This window comes from Streptomyces sp. RK62 (assembly GCF_018070255.1).
Taxonomy (GTDB): domain Bacteria; phylum Actinomycetota; class Actinomycetes; order Streptomycetales; family Streptomycetaceae; genus Streptomyces; species Streptomyces nigra.
The window spans coordinates 66,892-84,189 of sequence record NZ_JAGPYD010000017.1; the positions used below are offsets into that span (position 1 = coordinate 66,892).

General features: G+C 72.5%; 18 protein-coding genes and 1 tRNA gene. 8 read left to right on the top strand and 11 right to left on the bottom strand.

Annotated elements, in window-relative coordinates; all coding sequences use genetic code 11:
• Window positions 1–143: 143 nt before the first annotated feature.
• Together KBY32_RS29215 and KBY32_RS29220 are read left to right on the top strand one after the other, a co-directional pair.
• Window positions 144–815: a FadR/GntR family transcriptional regulator gene (locus KBY32_RS29215; RefSeq protein WP_210982210.1), complete on the top strand. Its 672-nt coding sequence runs from the start codon at window positions 144–146 to the stop codon at window positions 813–815.
• Between the two features lie 142 nt (window positions 816–957).
• Entirely contained in the window at window positions 958–1,974 is a 1,017-nt protein-coding gene (locus tag KBY32_RS29220; RefSeq protein WP_055622859.1) for a PAC2 family protein, read from the top strand.
• Window positions 1,975–2,040: 66 nt separating this feature from the next.
• Here the strand turns inward: KBY32_RS29220 and mshC are convergent, their stop codons facing one another.
• The 4 genes from mshC to KBY32_RS29240 form a co-directional block, all read right to left on the bottom strand.
• Window positions 2,041–3,270: a cysteine--1-D-myo-inosityl 2-amino-2-deoxy-alpha-D-glucopyranoside ligase gene (gene mshC / locus KBY32_RS29225; protein WP_210982211.1), complete on the bottom strand. Its 1,230-nt coding sequence runs from the start codon at window positions 3,268–3,270 to the stop codon at window positions 2,041–2,043.
• Window positions 3,271–3,384: 114 nt separating this feature from the next.
• Window positions 3,385–4,203, bottom strand: coding sequence for an SCO1664 family protein (locus KBY32_RS29230; protein ID WP_210982212.1), 819 nt, complete (start codon window positions 4,201–4,203; stop codon window positions 3,385–3,387).
• A complete protein-coding gene (locus KBY32_RS29235) occupies window positions 4,167–4,757 on the bottom strand; it encodes a DUF3090 domain-containing protein (RefSeq protein ID WP_055622856.1) in 591 nt (196 codons plus the stop codon). Before KBY32_RS29235 ends, KBY32_RS29230 begins: the two co-directional genes overlap by 37 nt.
• A 99-nt stretch (window positions 4,758–4,856) precedes the next feature.
• Window positions 4,857–5,543 (bottom strand): histidine phosphatase family protein, encoded by a 687-nt coding sequence (locus tag KBY32_RS29240; protein WP_210982213.1) that lies wholly within the window; start codon window positions 5,541–5,543, stop codon window positions 4,857–4,859.
• Between the two features lie 62 nt (window positions 5,544–5,605).
• Here KBY32_RS29240 and corA point away from each other — a divergent pair, with 62 nt between their 5' ends.
• A complete protein-coding gene (corA, locus tag KBY32_RS29245) occupies window positions 5,606–6,607 on the top strand; it encodes a magnesium/cobalt transporter CorA (protein WP_210982214.1) in 1,002 nt (333 codons plus the stop codon).
• Window positions 6,608–6,610: 3 nt separating this feature from the next.
• Here the strand turns inward: corA and KBY32_RS29250 are convergent, their stop codons facing one another.
• Window positions 6,611–7,399 (bottom strand): hypothetical protein, encoded by a 789-nt coding sequence (locus KBY32_RS29250; protein ID WP_055622853.1) that lies wholly within the window; start codon window positions 7,397–7,399, stop codon window positions 6,611–6,613.
• 236 nt (window positions 7,400–7,635) lie between these two features.
• Window positions 7,636–8,691, bottom strand: coding sequence for an LLM class F420-dependent oxidoreductase (locus KBY32_RS29255; RefSeq protein WP_210982215.1), 1,056 nt, complete (start codon window positions 8,689–8,691; stop codon window positions 7,636–7,638).
• Window positions 8,692–8,866: 175 nt separating this feature from the next.
• Between KBY32_RS29255 and KBY32_RS29260 the strand changes: the two genes are divergently transcribed.
• Both KBY32_RS29260 and KBY32_RS29265 read left to right on the top strand, forming a co-directional pair.
• Window positions 8,867–9,850, top strand: a complete 984-nt coding sequence (locus KBY32_RS29260) for an aldo/keto reductase (RefSeq protein ID WP_055622851.1) — start codon at window positions 8,867–8,869, stop codon at window positions 9,848–9,850.
• Window positions 9,847–12,027: a helix-hairpin-helix domain-containing protein gene (locus KBY32_RS29265; RefSeq protein ID WP_210982216.1), complete on the top strand. Its 2,181-nt coding sequence runs from the start codon at window positions 9,847–9,849 to the stop codon at window positions 12,025–12,027. The genes KBY32_RS29260 and KBY32_RS29265 overlap by 4 nt, the downstream gene beginning before the upstream one ends.
• Before the next feature lie 86 nt (window positions 12,028–12,113).
• Here the strand turns inward: KBY32_RS29265 and KBY32_RS29270 are convergent, their stop codons facing one another.
• The gene (locus KBY32_RS29270) at window positions 12,114–12,827 is read right to left on the bottom strand and encodes a hypothetical protein (RefSeq protein WP_210982217.1); all 714 of its coding nucleotides are present in this window, start codon (window positions 12,825–12,827) and stop codon (window positions 12,114–12,116) included.
• Window positions 12,828–12,874: 47 nt separating this feature from the next.
• On the opposite strand from KBY32_RS29270, the gene KBY32_RS29275 reads away from it, so the two are divergent.
• Window positions 12,875–13,063, top strand: coding sequence for a DUF5703 family protein (locus KBY32_RS29275; RefSeq protein WP_005485166.1), 189 nt, complete (start codon window positions 12,875–12,877; stop codon window positions 13,061–13,063).
• 157 nt (window positions 13,064–13,220) lie between these two features.
• Here the strand turns inward: KBY32_RS29275 and KBY32_RS29280 are convergent, their stop codons facing one another.
• The 3 genes from KBY32_RS29280 to KBY32_RS29290 all read right to left on the bottom strand — a co-directional run bounded on the left by KBY32_RS29280 (window position 13,221) and on the right by KBY32_RS29290 (window position 15,795).
• Entirely contained in the window at window positions 13,221–13,994 is a 774-nt protein-coding gene (locus KBY32_RS29280) for a chaplin family protein (RefSeq protein WP_210982218.1), read from the bottom strand.
• Between the two features lie 90 nt (window positions 13,995–14,084).
• Window positions 14,085–14,318, bottom strand: coding sequence for a chaplin ChpH (chpH, locus tag KBY32_RS29285; RefSeq protein WP_055622847.1), 234 nt, complete (start codon window positions 14,316–14,318; stop codon window positions 14,085–14,087).
• 151 nt (window positions 14,319–14,469) lie between these two features.
• Window positions 14,470–15,795: a M20/M25/M40 family metallo-hydrolase gene (locus tag KBY32_RS29290; RefSeq protein WP_055622846.1), complete on the bottom strand. Its 1,326-nt coding sequence runs from the start codon at window positions 15,793–15,795 to the stop codon at window positions 14,470–14,472.
• A gap of 189 nt (window positions 15,796–15,984) precedes the next feature.
• On the opposite strand from KBY32_RS29290, the gene KBY32_RS29295 reads away from it, so the two are divergent.
• Both KBY32_RS29295 and KBY32_RS29300 read left to right on the top strand, forming a co-directional pair.
• A tRNA-Leu gene (locus KBY32_RS29295) sits at window positions 15,985–16,069 on the top strand.
• Window positions 16,070–16,157: 88 nt separating this feature from the next.
• Window positions 16,158–16,568, top strand: a complete 411-nt coding sequence (locus KBY32_RS29300; RefSeq protein ID WP_210982219.1) for a YchJ family protein — start codon at window positions 16,158–16,160, stop codon at window positions 16,566–16,568.
• A gap of 5 nt (window positions 16,569–16,573) precedes the next feature.
• Here KBY32_RS29300 and KBY32_RS29305 read toward each other — a convergent pair whose 3' ends face one another.
• Window positions 16,574–17,275 (bottom strand): FadR/GntR family transcriptional regulator, encoded by a 702-nt coding sequence (locus tag KBY32_RS29305; RefSeq protein ID WP_055622844.1) that lies wholly within the window; start codon window positions 17,273–17,275, stop codon window positions 16,574–16,576.
• Window positions 17,276–17,298: the final 23 nt, after the last annotated feature.

A 17,298-nucleotide genomic window follows, 5' to 3' on the forward strand; every position in this document is an offset into this window, starting at 1 on the left:
TCCGCACCGGGGCCGGCCACGACCGGAGGGGCGGCTCCTCGCCGATGGAGCCGCCCCTTCGCGCTGCCCTGACCCCGTACATAATGTGGGCCGAGACATCGGAGGTCTCGTGGGGCGTGGGGCGGACGAGGGGGAGGGCGGCCATGGCGGTCACCGACGAGGCGATCGAGAAGATCAAGGCGATGATCGTCTCCGGCGCGCTGCGCCCCGGGGACCGGCTGCCGAAGGAGAGCGAACTCGCGGCCGCGCTGGGGCTGTCCCGCAACTCGCTGCGGGAGGCGGTGCGGGCGCTGTCGCTGATCCGCATCCTGGACGTCCGGCAGGGCGACGGGACGTATGTGACCAGCCTGGACCCGCAGTTGCTGCTCGAGGCGCTGAGCTTCGTCGTCGACTTCCACCGCGACGACACCGTGCTGGAGTTCCTGGCGGTGCGCCGCATCCTGGAGCCGGCGGCCACGGCGATGGCGGCGGCCCGGATCGGCGAGCAGCAGCTCGACGCGCTGGCCGGTGAGCTGGACCGGCTCGGTGACGCCCCGTCGGTGGAGGAACTCGTCGCGAACGACCTGGAGTTCCACCGGGGCATCGTGCGGGCGTCGGGCAACTCGGTGCTCTGCTCGCTGGTGGACGGGCTGTCGGGGCCGACGACGCGGGCCCGGATCTGGCGGGGGCTCACCCAGCAGGACGCGGTCGCCCGGACCCTGCACGAGCACCGGGCGATCCTCGCGGCGCTGCGGGACCGGGACGCGGAGGCGGCGCGGTCGTGGGCGACCGTGCACATCGCGAGCGTGGAGCAGTGGCTGCGTTCGACGCTGTGACGTCGGATCTCTGCCGGGGGTGTTCCCGGGTGGGGATCGGGGCAGTGATCCCGCATCCCCCGTACGAGGGGGCTGCGGGCGCCCCCGCCGCACGCCGTAAGGTTGGTTCGTCAGGCGAGGGCACGTCGGAAGGAGGCGCTGGGTGATCGAGCTCGAGGGGGTTCCCGAGCTGATCGACCCGGTCATGGTGGCCGCGTTCGAGGGCTGGAACGATGCCGGCGACGCCGCCTCCACCGCGGTCGCGCATCTGGACAGGGAGTGGAAGGGCGAGGTGTTCGCGGCGCTGGACGCCGAGGACTACTACGACTTCCAGGTGAACCGGCCCACGGTGTGGATGGACGCCGGAGTGCGCAAGATCACGTGGCCGACGACCCGGCTGTCGGTGGTCCGCGTCGGCGGTGACAAGCCGCGCGACCTCGTGCTGGTGCGCGGGATCGAACCGTCCATGCGCTGGCGCTCGTTCTGCAACGAGCTGCTCGGCTTCGCGCACGAGCTGGGCGTGGAGCTGGTGGTCATCCTGGGCGCCCTGCTCGGTGACACCCCGCACACCCGTCCGGTCCCGATCAGCGGGACCACCTCCGACCCGGATCTGGCGCGCCGGATGGATCTGGAGGAGACCAAGTACGAGGGCCCGACAGGCATCGTGGGCATCCTCCAGGAAGCTTGCACGCACGCCGGGGTGCCGGCGGTGTCGCTGTGGGCGGCGGTGCCGCACTATGTGTCGCAGCCGCCCAACCCGAAGGCGACGCTGGCGCTGCTGAACCGGCTCGAGGACCTGATCGACGTGCGTATCCCGCTGGGTGAGCTGCCCGAGGACGCGCGCGCCTGGCAGGTCGGTGTGGACCAGCTGGCCGCGGAGGACAGCGAGGTCGCCGAGTATGTGCAGTCGCTGGAGGAGGCCCGGGACACCGCGGAGCTGCCGGAGGCGTCGGGCGAGGCGATCGCCCGCGAGTTCGAGCGCTATCTGCGCCGCCGGGACGGCGGCGGGCCGACGGCCGGCGGGCACGCCACCGACGGCCAGGACGGCCCGTCGGGACCGCCGTTCCGCCGCGAGGGCCCGGGTGGCCCAGGTGGCCGTACGCGTCCGCCGAAGCCGCCGCGGCCGGGCGGGAAGGACAGTACGGACACGGACGCCGACGACGAGTCGTCGGAGGACTGAGGTCCACGGGTGAACGAAGGAGGGCGGTGCGCCTGCGCGCACCGCCCTCCTTCGTGTTCCGCCCGGCTACAGGGCGACGCCCAGGAGCGCGTCCACGGCGCGGGAGACGACGCCGGGGGCGCCGATGTCCGTGCCACCGTGCTCCTGCTGCGCGGCGGCCCAGCGGTCGACCGCGGCGAGCGCGGTGGGCGCGTCCAGGTCGTTCGCGAGGGCGTCGCGGATCTCCTCGACGAGCGCCTCGGCGGGCGGTCCGTCGGGCCGGGACACGGCGGCGCGCCAGCGGTCGAGGCGGGCGACGGCGTCCCGGAGCACGTCGTCGGTGTACTCCCAGTCGGCCCGGTAGTGGTGGGCGAGCAGGGCGAGCCGGATCGCGGCCGGGTCGACGCCGTCACGGCGCAGCTGGGACACGAAGACGAGGTTGCCCTTGGACTTGGACATCTTCTCGCCGTGCAGGGCGACCATGCCGGCGTGGACGTACGCCTTGGCCATGGGGAACTCGCCGGTCAGCACCTGGGCGTGGGAGGCGCCCATCTCGTGGTGCGGGAAGGCGAGGTCGGAGCCGCCGCCCTGGACGTCGAAGCCCATGCCGAGGTGGTCGAGGGCGATGGCGACGCACTCGATGTGCCAGCCGGGGCGGCCCCGGCCGAGCGAGCCGCCGTCCCAGCTGGGCTCGCCCGGGCGGGCGGCCATCCACAGCATCGGGTCGAGGGGGTTCTTCTTGCCCGGGCGGTCCGGGTCGCCGCCGCGCTCGGCGGACAGCAGCCGCATCGCGGCGGCGTCCAGATGGGAGACCTGGCCGAAGTGCGGGTCGGACTCGACGGAGAAGTAGATGTCGCCGTCGAGCTCGTAGGCGGCGCCGGCCTCGCGGAGGCGTTCGACCAGCGGGACGATCCCGGGTATGGCCTCGACGGCGCCGATGTAGTGGCGCGGCGGCAGCATCCGCAGGGCCGTCATGTCCTCGCGGAAGAGGGCAGTCTCCTTCTCGGCGAGGGCCACCCAGTCGACGCTGTCGCGCTCGGCCCGCTCCAGGAGCGGATCGTCGACGTCGGTGACGTTCTGGACGTAGTGGACCTGGCGCTTGGTGTCGAGCCACACGCGCTGCACGAGGTCGAACGCGTTGTAGGTCGCCGCGTGCCCCAGGTGGGTGGCGTCGTACGGGGTGATGCCGCAGACGTAGATACGGGCGACGGGACCGGGGTCGAGGGTGACGAGGCCGCCGGTCGCGGTGTCGTGGATCCTCAGGTCGCGGCCCTGACCAGGCAGGGCGGGGACCTCAGAAGCGGGCCAGGCATGCATGTCATGAGCCTAACCGGACGGATGTTCCGTATACGAACCGGACCGGTCCGGATGGCCGGTAAGGCGTTCTTGCGTGTGGGCGGCCGGTGTGCTGCCGGCCGCCCGGTCGGGAAGCTAGACGGGGGGCCAGGGGATGGCGGGCCAGTCGCCGCCGGGCTGCGGGTGGACACCGGTGGTCAGGAGATCGGCGACCCGCGCGCGGGTGGCGTCCACCTCGGCGGGGGTGATGAGCCGTGCGAGGCGCGCCGCGAGCGGGCCGCCGTCCCTGAGTGCCTCGTCCAGGGTGCGCAGGACCCGCAGGGCGTCGTCGGTGAGCGGCTCCCCCGCCCAGCCCCACAGCAGGGTCCGCAGCTTGTTCTCGACGTTGAAGGTGACGCCGTGGTCGATGCCGTGGAGCCGGCCGTCCGCGGTCGGCAGCAGATGCCCGCCCTTGCGGTCGGCGTTGTTGATCACGGCGTCGAGGACGGCGAGCCGCCGCAGCCGTTCGTCGTCGGCGTGCACGAGGAGGGCGGTGCGGCCCTCGCCGACCTCGGCGAAGCCGATCGCCTTCCAGCCCGGCTCGGGCTCCTCCCCGTCCACCAGGGCGAGCAGTTCCGCCTCGGGTGCCACGTCGATCCACAGCTGGACCATGCCCTCGCCGTACGGGCCGTCGCGGAGCACGGTGGGCGGTACGAGCCCCCAGCCGGTCGCCTCGGAGACCGCGTACGCGGCGACCTCGCGCTGGGCGAGGGTGCCGTCCGGGAAATCCCACAGCGGCCGCTCGCCGGCGACCGGCTTGTACACGCAGGACGCCTCACGGCCGTCGAGGGCGACGGTGCACAGCAGCGCGGCGTTGGACGCCTCGCGGATGCGGCCGCGTACCGTCAGCTCACCGTCGGTGAGCAGGTCCACGGGGGTCACGCTCCGCGGCGGTATCCGTTCTGGCGCGGACATACGTGTCCTTCCGGGTCGAGCGGGAGGCTGCACAGCGGGCACGGCGGCCGCCCGGCGTTGACGACGTCGAGGGCGCGTTTGGCGAAGGCCCTGGCCTGGGCGCCGGTGAGCCGGACGCGCAGCATCGGGGGGCCGTTCTCCTCGTCCTGGAGGAGCCGCTCCTCGGCCTCCGCGAGGTCCTCCTCGGTCTCGGCGTCGAGCTCCACCAGGGCCTGCGCCTCGACGATCATGCGCTGTTCCTCGCCGTCCCAGGCCAGGGCCATGGTGCCGACGCGGAACTCCTCCTCGACGGGGGTCTCCAGCGGGTCGGTGTCGGCGATCTCGCTGGGGGCCATGGCGGGAACGGCCGCGCTGCCCCCGCTGCGCCGTACGACCTCGTCGAGCAGTTCGTCCATGCGCTCGGCGAGGGCGGCGACCTGCGTCTTCTCCAGGGCCACGCTGGTCACCCGGGGGCCTGCGGTGGCCTGGAGGAAGAACGTACGGCGTCCGGGCAGTCCGACCGTGCCGGCCACGAAACGGTCCGGGGGGTCGTAGAGGAACACCTGACGGGACACGTCCTGTCTCCATGGGGGTCGTGAGTACGGCGGTTCGTGGAAGTCACGGGTGGTGCGGGGGGCGCTGCTTCGACCGCTTCACCCTACTGCGCCGGACGATCACGGTGCGCCCGCGCCGCCTCCGACGGCGGCGTCACCGGCCGCGGGCTCCTCGCGGGGGGCGAGGGACGCGAAGTCGCCGGTGTCCCCGAGACGCACGAGGAACGGCCTCAGACGGGTGTAACGGATCGCGGTGATGGAACACGGTTCAACGGAGATCCTCTGGAAGAGGTCGAGATGAAGACCGAGTGCGTCCGCCACGAGCGACTTGATGATGTCGCCGTGCGAGCACATGACATAGACGGCGTCGGTGCCGTGGTCGCGCTCCACGCGCGCGTTCCACTCGCGGACGGCCTCGGCGGCGCGGGTCTGCATGGCCCGCATCGACTCGCCGCCGGGGAACGCGGCCGCGGTGGGATGGGACTGGACGACGTCCATCAGCGGCTCGTCCTTGAGGTCGGCGAGCTTGCGGCCGGTCCAGTCGCCGTAGTGGCACTCGCCGATGCGTTCCTCGGTGTGCGCCGTGAGGCCGGGGCGGGCGTCCAGGAGCGGGCGGATCGTCTCCTGGCAGCGCTGCAGGGGGCTGCTGACGATCTCGGCGATCGGCAGGGCGGCGAGCCGGCCGGGCAGCGCGGCGGCCTGCGCGGCCCCGCGCTCGTCGAGGGCGACGCCGGGCGTCCAGCCGGCGAGCACCCCTTCGGTATTGGCGGTGGAACGTCCGTGGCGGACCAGGATCAGCGTGGGCATGCCGTCCAGCGTAGGCATACGCGCGGACGCACCCGGGACCGGATGACGGGAGAACACACTCTGTGATCGTCGACTGCGCCATCTACCGTGACGGGCGTCGTGCGGAGGGGCCCCCTCGGGACTTCTCCGACGCCCTCGACATGTGCCGACTGCGGGACGACGCCTTCGTGTGGATCGGCCTGCACGAGCCGGCCGAGGACGAGTTCGACAAGGTCGCCGAGGAGTTCGGGCTGCATCCGCTGGCCGTGGAGGACGCACTGAAGGCTCACCAGCGGCCGAAGATGGAGGTGTACGACGACTCGCTGTTCATGGTCCTCAAGCCGGTCGCCTACGAACCGAACAGCGATGTGGTCACCGCGGGTGAGGTGATGCTGTTCATCGGCGACTCCTTCGTGGTGACGGTCCGGCACGGCGACGAGGCCCCGCTCGGGGCGGTCCGCGAGCGTCTGGAGCAGGATCCGGAGATGCTGCGGCACGGCCCGACGGCGGTGTTGTACGCGGTCGCCGACGCCGTGGTCGACCACTATCTCGAGGTCGCCGTGGAGTTGGGCGTCGACCTGGAGGAGCTGGAGGCGGAGGTGTTCTCGCCGGAGACGAGCGGCTCACGGAACACGGCCTCGCGCATCTACGCCTTCAAACGGCAGGTCCTGGAGTTCCGCAGGGCGACGGGCCCGCTGGCGCAGCCCCTGGCCCGGCTCGCCCGGACCGGGCCGGCCGCCACGGAGGTGCCGTTCGTGCGCGACGAGGCGCAGCCGTTCTTCCGGGACGTCAGCGACCACCTCACGCGGGTGAACGAGTCCGTGGAGGGCCTGGACCGGCTGGTCTCGGACGTCCTGTCGGCGCATCTGGCGCAGACGGGTGTGCGGCAGAACGACGACATGCGCAAGATCTCCTCGTGGGCGGCCATGGCCGCGCTCCCCACGCTGCTCGCGGGGATCTACGGCATGAACTTCGAGCACATGCCCGAGCTGACCTGGCGGTGGTCGTACCCGGTGCTGCTCGTGGTCATGGCCGCCCTGGAGGTCGCGCTGTACCGGACGTTCAAGCGGCGGGGCTGGCTGTAGCGGTCAGGCGAACTCGGGTGCCGAGGTGGCCGGTCCGCCGAGCGCGTCGCGGCGTTCCGGCATCTCCAGCGACACCATGCGCCGCCAGCCCGCGAGCCGTTCCCAGGCGTACACCGCGTGGATGCCGGCGGCGAGCACGGCGGCCTTGGGGCGGGACCAGCCCAGGATGCGGCCCATGTGGTCCATGACGGCGAGGCTGACGTCCCGGTAGATCCGGATCTCGGCGAGGGCGCACTCGCGCAGGGTGCGCTGGATGGCCCGGCCGTGTCCCTGGGCGGCGTAGCGCAGCAGTTCCTCGTGGCAGTAGGCGAGGTGGTTGTCCTCGTCGCCCGAGATCATCCGGACCGCGCGGCCGATGTCGGGGTGGTCGGCGAAGTGCTTGCGCAGCAGGTCCATCTGCTCGGAGGCGCGCTGCTCGGTGACCCTGCTGTGCGCGAGGTAGGTGACGATGTCCTGCACGGTGAGCGGCTGGTCGCTCTTGAGCTTGTCGTGGGCGAGGCCGATGCCGTGCCGTTCCAGCAGCATCGTGTAGTCGGTCTCGGGCGGGACGGGCACCGGTTCGAGGCCGCGCTTCTTCAGCAGGGCGTTGAAGATCCGCCCGTGCTTGTCCTCGTCGGCGCCGTGCCGGGTGATCTTGGGGGCGAGGGCGCGCTCGCTCGGGGGGACGAGCGCGGCGATGCGCGCGTTCTCCCAGCCGCCCTGGGACTCGCCGCTGGCCGCGATGGAGCAGAACAGCCGGAACGACTCGTCGTTGTCGAGGATCTCCTGGAACAGACTCTTGGCCGAAAGCATCGTGGGGCACCTCTCTCAGGACGCCGCAGGATTCCGCAAAGAACGAGTCAAATGCGGTGAGAGTGGTGCTGCAACAGCTGTGTCGGACAACTGGGCCGAATGAATGACGCGCGGGTGGCTCCGGGGGCGTAACCACCCGGGGTACGCGCGCGTTGTTCCGGACGACGGCCGTGGCGGGGAAGACCCCCGAGCCCCCACCACGGCCGTAGGAATGTCCGGGGACCGGCCCCCCGGGGTCAGGCCAGGCCGGCGCGCTCCAGGGCCTCGACGCCGGCGCGCAGCGAGGCCAGCCGCTCGTCGAGGGTGAAGCCGGCCGGGGCGAGGGTGAGGGTGGTGACCCCGGCGGCCGCGTAGGCCTTCATCCGGTCGGCGATGCGGTCCACCGAGCCGAGCAGGGTGGTCTGGTCGATCAGGTCGTGCGGGATCGCGGCGGCCGCGCCCTGCTTGTCGCCGGACAGGTACTTGTCCTGGATCTCGGCGGCCTCCCGCTCGTAGCCCATGCGCTGGGCGAGCTGGTTGTAGAAGTTCTGCTTGCGGCTGCCCATGCCGCCGACGTACAGCGCCGTGTAGGGGCGGAAGGTGTCGGCGAGGGTGGTCACGTCCTTGTCGTCGCCCACGGCGAGCGGGACGGTCGGGCAGACGTCGAAGCCCTCGAGGGTCTTGCCCGCCTTCTCGCGGCCGGCGCGGATGTGCTTGACGGCGGTGTCCTCGAGGTGGTCGGCGGACGGGAAGATCAGCAGGGCGCCGTCGGCGATCTCACCGGTCTGCTCGAGGTTCTTCGGGCCGATCGCGGCGATGTACAGCGGGATGTGCTCGCGCTGCGGGTGCACGGTGAGCTTGAGGGGCTTGCCCGGGCCGCCGGGGAGGGGCAGGGTCCAGTGCTCGCCCTCGAAGGAGAGGCGCTCGCGGGTCATCGCCTTGCGGACGATCTCGACGTACTCACGGGTGCGGGCCAGCGGCTTGTCGAACTTGACGCCGTACCAGCCCTCGGAGACCTGCGGGCCGGAGACGCCGAGGCCGAGCCGGAAGCGGCCACCGGACAGGGAGTCCAGGGTCGCGGCGGTCATGGCGGTCATCGCGGGCTGGCGGGCCGGGATCTGGAAGATCGCGGAGCCGACGTCGATGCGCTCGGTCTGGGCGGCGACCCAGCTGAGCACGGTGGCCGCGTCCGAGCCGTACGCCTCGGCGGCCCAGCACACGGCGTACCCGAGCCGGTCGGCCTCCTGCGCGACGGCGAGATTGTCCGCGTCCATTCCGGCACCCCAGTAGCCGAGGTTGATCCCGAGCTGCATGGCCGACTCCTCTTACCGATCAGTAACGTCCTGTGTGGGAGGGACCTTAGCGCGGGGGGCGGGTCACGGGGAGGGCGGTGTGGCGGGCGTCGCCCGGCCGGCCGCCCCCACCTCGCCGAAACTGGTCATCCACAGGCCCCCACAGGTCAGGTTCTGGCCAGTAATCTCGGCGTTCATGGAGCAGAGGCATCTCGGCCGCACCGGCCTGCGCGTGTCCCGCATCGGGCTCGGCACCCTCACCTGGGGCAGGGACACCGACGAGCACGACGCCGCGGACCTCCTGAAGACGTTCTGGGAGGCCGGCGGCACCCTCGTGGACACCGCCGACGTGTACGGCGACGGGGAGGCGGAGTATCTGCTGGGCCGGCTCATGGAGGGGCTGGTCCCGCGCCGGGACCTGGTCATCTCGACGAAGGCCGGCAGTGTGCCCGACCCCGACCGCCGGTTCGACGGCTCCCGCGGCCATCTGCTCTCCGCGCTGGACGCCTCGCTGGCCCGCCTCGGCACCGAGTACGTCGACATCTGGCACATCCACGCCTACGACCCGCACACCCCGCTCGACGAGACGCTGCACGCGCTCGACCTGGCGGTGTCCACCGGCCGCGCCCGATATGTCGGCGTCTCCAACTTCTGCGGCTGGCAGCTCGCCAAGGCGGCCACATGGCAGCTCGCGGCGCCGGGCACCCGGACCCGGCTGGCGAGCACACAGCTGGAGTACTCGCTGCTGCAGCGGGGCGTGGAGCGCGAGGTGCTGCCCGCCGCGCTCGACCTGGGCGTGGGGCTGCTGCCGTCGTCACCGCTGGGCCGTGGCGTGCTGACCGGCAAGTACCGCAACGGCACACCGCCGGACTCGCGCGGCGGCTCCGAGCATCTGGCGCCGTTCGTCGCCCCGTACCTCGACGACACGGCGAGCCGCATCGTGGACGCCGTGCAGACCGCCGCCGACGGGCTCGCGGTCTCCCCGCTCCAGGTCGCCCTGGCCTGGGTCCGGGACCGGCCCGGGGTGACCGCGCCCGTGATAGGCGCGCGCACCGCGCAGCAGCTCACGGCCGCGTTGTCAGTGGAGGACCTTAGTCTTCCTGACGAGATCTGCCGGGCGCTCGACGACGTCTCCGCGCCCGTGCACCGCTATCCCGATCACGACTGGAGCACGCTGTGAGCACGGAGCCGCCCGAGACCACGGAGGACGCCGAGCCGGAGACGCCGGCGACCGGCGACGAGCCGGTCGGCGCCGCTGAGACGGAGGGCACCGCATCGGCGGACGCGGCGGATACGGCGGACGGTGCCGAGGCGAAGAAGCTGTCGGAGGCCGAGGCCGAGCTCGCCGCCCAGCGCCTGGAGCGCGAGCGGATCGAGCGGCGCAAGGCCGAGAAGCAGGGGCCCGTGGCCGCCGGGGCCAAGCTCAGCGGGAAGGCCGCGGACCTGCTGGCCGCGGTACGGGCCGTGGAGAGCGGCGCCAAGCCGGCGGCCACCGTGTTCAGCGAGCCGGAGCCGCCGCGCCGCCCCGCCCCCGAGCCGGTGCGCCGGCCCGAGCCCGTGGCCGAGCCGGCCGCGCCCGCGGGGCCCGCGCCGGAGAGCGTCGAGGCGGTGCGGGGCGTGCTGGCCGAGGGCGGCGCCCCCGAAGCGCTGGCGCCGCAGGTGGCGGCTGCCCTCGGAGAGACGGCCGCGCAGGCGCTGCGGGAGGACCCGTGGCAGCTGCTGCGGGTCGCGGGCGTACGGCCCGAGCAGGCGGACGGGTTCGCGCGGGCGCTGCTCGGCGCCGAGTGCGCGCCGGACGACGAGCGGCGCGGGCGGGCGGTCACCGGCTGGCTGCTGGAGCAGGCGGCGCTGGCCGGGCACACGGCGTTGGAGCTGCCCGCGCTGACGGCCGCACTGGCCCGGCAGGGGGTGCCCGACCCGGACGCGGCCGTGCAGGACACGCTGGCCGAGGGCGACGCGCTGGCCTTCCAGGACGCCCTGGACGAGCCCGGTGCCCTCGCCGTGACGAACGGCGAGGCGGACGAGGACGGGGAGGAGGAGCGGCCCGTCCGCGTCCTCGTCGGCCTGGAGCGGTACGCCCTCGCGGAGGAGAGCCTCGCCGACGGACTGGCCCGGCTGATCAACTCCGTGCCCAAGCAGGACGGTGCTGCCGAGGACTGGGAGCGCGCGGCGTCCGGTGCGGGCTCCGCCGCCGAGCTGATCCGCGCGGTCGCCGCGCACGGCCTGGTCCTGCACACCGGCGGGGAGGCGTCGCTGGCCGAGCCGGCGGCTCTGCTGCGGGCGGCGGATTCGCTCGGGCTGCGGGCCTGGGCGGCAGCGCACACCCCGGTCGGCCGGGACCGCTTCGCGGCCCTGGCGCGCGGGGCGGTGGAGGGTGAGGCAGCGGAGGGCGAGGCTGCGCGGACCGTGGCGACGGTCGCCGGGCTGCTCTCCGGAGCGGAGGGTCCCGGCCGGGACGCGGACGGGGCCCTCGACCTCGATCTGCTGATCGTGCTGGACGCGCCGCTCCTCGATGTCGAGACGGCGGCTCTGCTGACCGAGTCGCTGCCCGACGGGGCCCGGCTGGTGCTGGCCGGGGACCCCGGAGTGCTGTGGTCGGCGGGCCCTGGACGGGTGTTCGCCGATCTGCTGGCGGCGCGTGTCTGCCCTCAGCTCGCCTCACGGCGGCCGGACCCCGGCCCGCTGGGCGAGCTGGTGTCGGGCATCGGCATCGGCGAGCTGAACCAGGTGGAGGCCCCCGGCAAGGAGGTCGTCATCGTGCCGGTCCGGGATGCGGGCGAGGCCGTGCACCGCACGGTGCAGCTCGTCGCGGACTCGGTGCCGCGGGCGTTCGGCGTCCCGCCCGAGGAGACCCAGGTGATCACGCCGGGGCACGGCGGCGCCGCCGGTACCCGCGCGCTCAACGCCGCCCTGAAGGCGCGGCTCAACCCCGGTCCTGGCCGCTTCGGCGGCTTCGACCCCGGGGACCGCGTCGCCTACTCCCCCGCGCCGGGCCGTACGGTGCCGGGACGGGTGGTCGGGGCCGACGCCGAGGGGCTGCGGCTCACCTGCGCGGGCGAGGACGTCCTCGTACCGAAGGAGCGGGTGGAGCAGTCCGTGCGGCACGGCTGGGCGCTCACCGCGCACCAGGCCGCAGGAGGCCGCTGGCCGGCGGCGGTCGTCGTCCTGCCCGGTGACGCGACCCAGGCGCTGAGCCGCCCCTGGGTCTACACGGCCTTCAGCCGCGCCGACCGGCATCTGTCCGTCGTCCACGGCGTGGAACAGGCCCTGCCCCGGGCCGTCGCCGAGATCCCGGCGAAGCCGCGCACGACCCGGCTGCCGGCGCTGCTGCGGCCGCAGGTGCCGACGCCGGCCTGACGGTCCGCCCACGACGACGGCGGCGGCCACGGAGGGTGTCTCCGTGGCCGCCGTCGTCGTCTGTGCGGGGTATCGCGGGGTGTCCGTCAGCGCCGGTCCGCGTCCAAGGGCTCGACCTCGTCGTCCTCGACCGCTTCGACCTCGACCGATTCGACCTCGTCGTCGTCCTCGTCGTCGACATCGACGTCGTCCAGGTCGTCGTCGAAGACGGTGCTCACGTCGAAGCGGCAGATCACCCGCTGCGGGTCGGCGCCCTCGAAGGGCGCCTCAAGCCACTCGCCGGGGTCGGCCTGTTCGTCCGACGCGATCACCCAGAGCGTCGAGTCGCCCTCCTCCAGGCCGAACTCCTTGTGCCGGGAAGCGATCTCGTCCGGTTCGAACTCGCCGAACAGCACCCCCAGCGCTCCGTGCACGGTGCCCGAGGCCTCCGTGTCCGCGCCGTCCTCGAAGTCCGCCGCCTCGATCCGCTCGGCCTGGGCCCGCAGCCGCTGCGGCTCCACCACGGAGTAGTCGCGCCGGATCAACACGCTCACCGCGCTCGGCTCCTCGGGGCCCGTGTACGGGGGCAGCGCGTCCTCGGCGCCGGGGATCTCGAACGGGGTGACCTCGTCGTAGCGGTCGTAGAGCAGCTCGTCGTAGACCTCGGCGGCGGCGGCCAGTTCGTTGAACGCCTCGTAGACGGCAGGGTCGTCCTCACCCGACCGGCGTTCGACGGCCGCCAGGTGGCGGTCGAGCGCGGTCTTGACAGCCTCGGCGGCGGCGCGTACCTCGGCAGCGGTGGGCTGCACAGCATCAGACATAGTGCAGACGCTATCCGTACCGGGCCCCAGCCCGCACAATAGATGCGATGCCGGAATACGAATTTGTCGACGTGTACGTGCCGCGCGGGGTCTCCCGCAAGGACGCCACACGACTGCTGACGGACCATGCCGAGTACGGACACTGGGAGTTGGACCGCCTGAGTCTGCTGCGCGACGGCAGCCGCAGGGTGCGGCTGCGTCGCCGGATCATTCGCCAGGTGCGGGCCACCTGGTGACCTGAATCACAGAAAAGACGGATCAAGCCAAGACGATCCAGACCGGACGGATCCGACAAGACGGACAATCGAAGCGGGCCCCGCATGGACGGGGCCCGCTGTGTTCGCGCCGGTCTCTTAAAACCTGGTCCCTAGCCCTGGCCCTGGACCTTGGGCCTCATGCCGACTGCCGGGCCTTGCGGTACAGGACCGCGCCCGCGAGCAGCGCGCCGGCGCCGACGGGCAGGACGAGGCCCATCGGGAGGTCGCTGCCGGTCGCGGCGAGCTCGGCGCCGCCCTGGGGCTGGGTGACGAAGTGGGCGCCCGGCTGGTTGCCGTGCGAGCCGCCGCCCGGGGTGTTCGGCTCCTCGGGCGTACCGGGGTTGCCGGGCTCCCCCGGGTTGCCGGGCTCACCCGGGTTGCCCGGCTCACCGGGGTTGCCAGGGTTGCCCGGCTCACCAGGGTTCCCGGGGTTGCCCGGAGTCCCCGGGTTGCCGGGGTTGCCCGGCTCCTCGGGCGAACCGGGCGGGTTCTGGTGGCCGCCGCCGTTGGCGCAGTCGTTGCCCTCGGCCGCGTTGCCGATGCCGATGACGTCGACCGTGTTGCCGCAGACGTTGACCGGTACGTGCACCGGCGCCTGGACGTGGTTGCCGGAGCCGATACCCGGCGAGTCACTGGCGTGCCCGTCGGCCTCGGCGCCGGAGCCGCCCTGGTTGGCGCAGCTGTTGCCCATCGCGGGGTTGAGGATGCCCACCACGTTGACGGTGTTGCCGCAGACGTTGACCGGCACGTGCACCGGCGCCTGCACCGTGTTGCCCGACAGCACGCCGGGCGAGTGGGACGTGGAGCCGTGCGCACCCGAGCCGGTGGCGTGCGCGGCGCCGCCCGCGGCCGCGATGACCCCGGTCGCCGCCGCCACGGTCATCAGGCCCTTGCGGGTGACCTGTCGCATTGCTGAATACCTGCCTTCGACCTTGTTCCGAGAGGACACGTCGGGAGATCGGCCGACGGCTCAGCCCTGGTCACAGGGCGAGACACAACGTCACTTGTTGATGCAGGTGTTGCCGAAGGCGGGGTTCAGCAGCCCGATCACGGAGACCGTGTTGCCGCAGACGTTCACGGGGACGTGAATCGGAGCCTGAACGACGTTGCCGGACAGGATGCCCGGGGAGTGCACGGCGGCACCCTGGGCACCGGAGTCGGCAACGGCCAGGCCCGCGCCCGCGAGAACCAGCCCACCGGTGGCAGCCGCAGCAGCGACGACCTTCTTGATCATTGTTCCTCCTTGTTGGCAATGCGATCTCACTTGCTGATCGCATCACCTGTAACGAGGAGCGGTGAATAGAGCTACGACCCTATGAGCGTGTTCACCCGTTGAGATCACATGCTGTACGCCTGGACGAATTAGGGGCCGTCCTGCGAGGCGTCTACGAGGCGTCGATGAACCGGTCGAGCACGCGCACGCCGAACCGCAGGCCGTCGACCGGGACGCGCTCGTCGACGCCGTGGAACATGCCGGCGAAGTCCAGCTCCGGGGGCAGCTTCAGCGGGGCGAAACCGAAGCCGCGGATGCCGAGGTCGTCGAAGGACTTGGCGTCGGTGCCGCCGGAGAGCATGTACGGGATGGCCTTGGCCGCCGGGTCCTCCGCGACCAGCGCGGACTGCATCGCGGCCACGAGGGCTCCGTCGAAGCCGGTCTCGACGGCCTTGTCGGCGTGCACGTCCTCGCGGCGCACGTTCGGGCCGAGGATGCGGTCGAGGTCGGCCAGGAACTCCTCCTCGTGTCCGGGCAGGAAGCGGCCGTCGACGTGGGCGGTGGCCTCGCCGGGGATGACGTTGACCTTGTAGCCGGCGTTCAGCTGGGTGGGGTTGGCCGTGTTGCTGAGGGTGGCGCCGATGAGCTTCGCGATGCCGCCGAGCCGGGCGAGGGTGCCCTCCATGTCCTCCGGGTCGAGCTCGGTGCCGAGCGCGTCGCCGAGCTCGTCGAGGAAGGCGCGGGTGGTCTTGGTGACCCGGACGGGGAACTTGTGGCGGCCGAGGCGGGCGACGGCCTCCGACAGCTCGGTGATGGCGTTGTCCCGGTGGATCATCGAGCCGTGCCCGGCGGTGCCGGCCACGGTCAGCTTCATCCAGTGCATGCCCTTCTCGGCCGTCTGGATCAGGTAGAGCCGCCGCTCCTCGCTCACCGTGAACGAGAATCCGCCGACCTCGCTGATGGCCTCCGTGACGCCCTCGAAGAGGTCGGGGTGCTTGTCGACGAGGAACCGGGCGCCGTAGGTGCCGCCCGCCTCCTCGTCGGCGAGGAAGGCGAGGACGATGTCCCGCGGGGGCTTGCGGCCGCTGCGCAGCCGGTCGCGGACGACCGCGAGGGTCATCGCGTCCATGTCCTTCATGTCGACGGCGCCGCGCCCCCACACACAGCCGTCGGCGATCTCACCGGAGAACGGGTGGTGCGTCCAGTCGTCGGCGTTGGCCGGTACGACGTCGGTGTGTCCGTGGATGAGCAGGGCGGGCCGGGACGGGTCCTCGCCCTCGATGCGCGCCACGGTGGAGGCGCGTCCCGGGTGCGACTCGAAGATCTTCGGTTCCAGACCCACCTCGGCGAGCTTCTCGGCGACGTACTCGGCCGCCGCGCGCTCGCCGGGGCCGGAGTGGTCGCCGTAGTTGCTGGTGTCGATGCGGATCAGCTCGCGGCAGAGGTCCACGACCTCGTCCTCGCCGGTGACGTTCCTGGTCGTGTCCGTCTCGCTCACGCTGCTTCCTCCCGCGGTGTCACTGCTGGTGGGTCCCCCTCATCCTCTCTCTCCGCCGGGCGCGGCCCAAGACCGGCCGCGCCTCGTCACACGCCGTTCACGCCGCCCCGGGGGGTGATCGGGGACCCCTCGAAAGCCTGGTAGTGTTTTCTCTGTCGCCGCGAGGGAGACCCGCGCGACAGACACCTTGTCCGGGTGGCGGAATGGCAGACGCGCTAGCTTGAGGTGCTAGTGCCCTTTATCGGGCGTGGGGGTTCAAGTCCCCCCTCGGACACAGATCGGACAGCCCCTCCTGGTGAGGGGCTGTTCGTCGTTCCGGGGCGGTTCCGCGTGCCCGCGGCGGCCCCGGCACAATGGGGGCCATGTCCCGACGTGCCGCTCGTCCCGCCTCCCCGTCCCGGTCCACGGGCGGGTGTCCGTGTGGGCTTTCCGGTTCCTACGAGGCGTGCTGCGGGCGGTTCCACTCCGGTGCGGGCGCCGCGCCGACCGCCGAGGCGTTGATGCGGTCGCGGTACAGCGCGTTCGTGCGGGGCGATGTGCCGTATCTGCTGCGCACCTGGCATCCGCGGACGCGGCCGGGGCGGCTGGAGCTGGATCCCGGGATGCGGTGGACCGGCCTGGAGATCCTCGGGGCCACGGACGGCTCGGCGTTCCACACCACGGGGACGGTGACGTTCCGGGCGTCGTACCGCGGCGGGTCGCTGCATGAGCGCAGCCGGTTCGAGCGGGTGGACGGTGCCTGGGTGTACGTGGACGGGGAGTTCCTGGACTAGGGCGGCTACGGGGCCAGGATGTCGAGTTCCTGGAGGGCGCCGACCGTGATCTCGCGGGTGAGGTGCTCGGCGCGGACGGCGTCGCCCTCGCGGACCGCCTCGGCGACCTGGACGTGCAGGGTGACCGCCGCCGGGTCGGGGTCCTCGAACATGACCTCGTGATGGGTGCGGCCGGCCAGGACCTCCGCGACGACGTCGCCGAGCCGGGCGAACATCTCGTTGCCGGAGGCGTTGAGGATGACGCGGTGGAAGGCGACGTCGTGGAAGAGATAGCCCTCCAGCTGGTGGCCGCGCGAGTGGGCGACCATGCCGAGGGCGCACTCGGTGAGTTCGGCGCACTGCTCGGCCGTGGCGTGCTTGGCGGCGAGGCCCGCGGCCACGGGTTCGACGGCGGAGCGCAGCACGGTGAGCGAGCGGAGCTGGTGGGGGCGGTCGGCGCCGGCCAGCCGCCAGCGGATGACCTGGGGGTCGTAGACGTTCCACTCCGCCTTGGGGCGGACGGTGACGCCGACGCGGCGGCGGGACTCGACCAGGTGCATGGACTCCAGGACGCGTACCGCCTCGCGCATCACGGAGCGTGAGACGTCGAAGCGCTGGGCGAGTTCGTCCGTACGCAGGACACTGCCCGGCGGGTACTCGCCCGCGGTGATCGCGGGGCCGAGGGAGTCCAGTACTCGGCCGTGCAGCCCCCGGCCCGTTGTGCTCATGCACTCAGCGTACGGGCCGGATC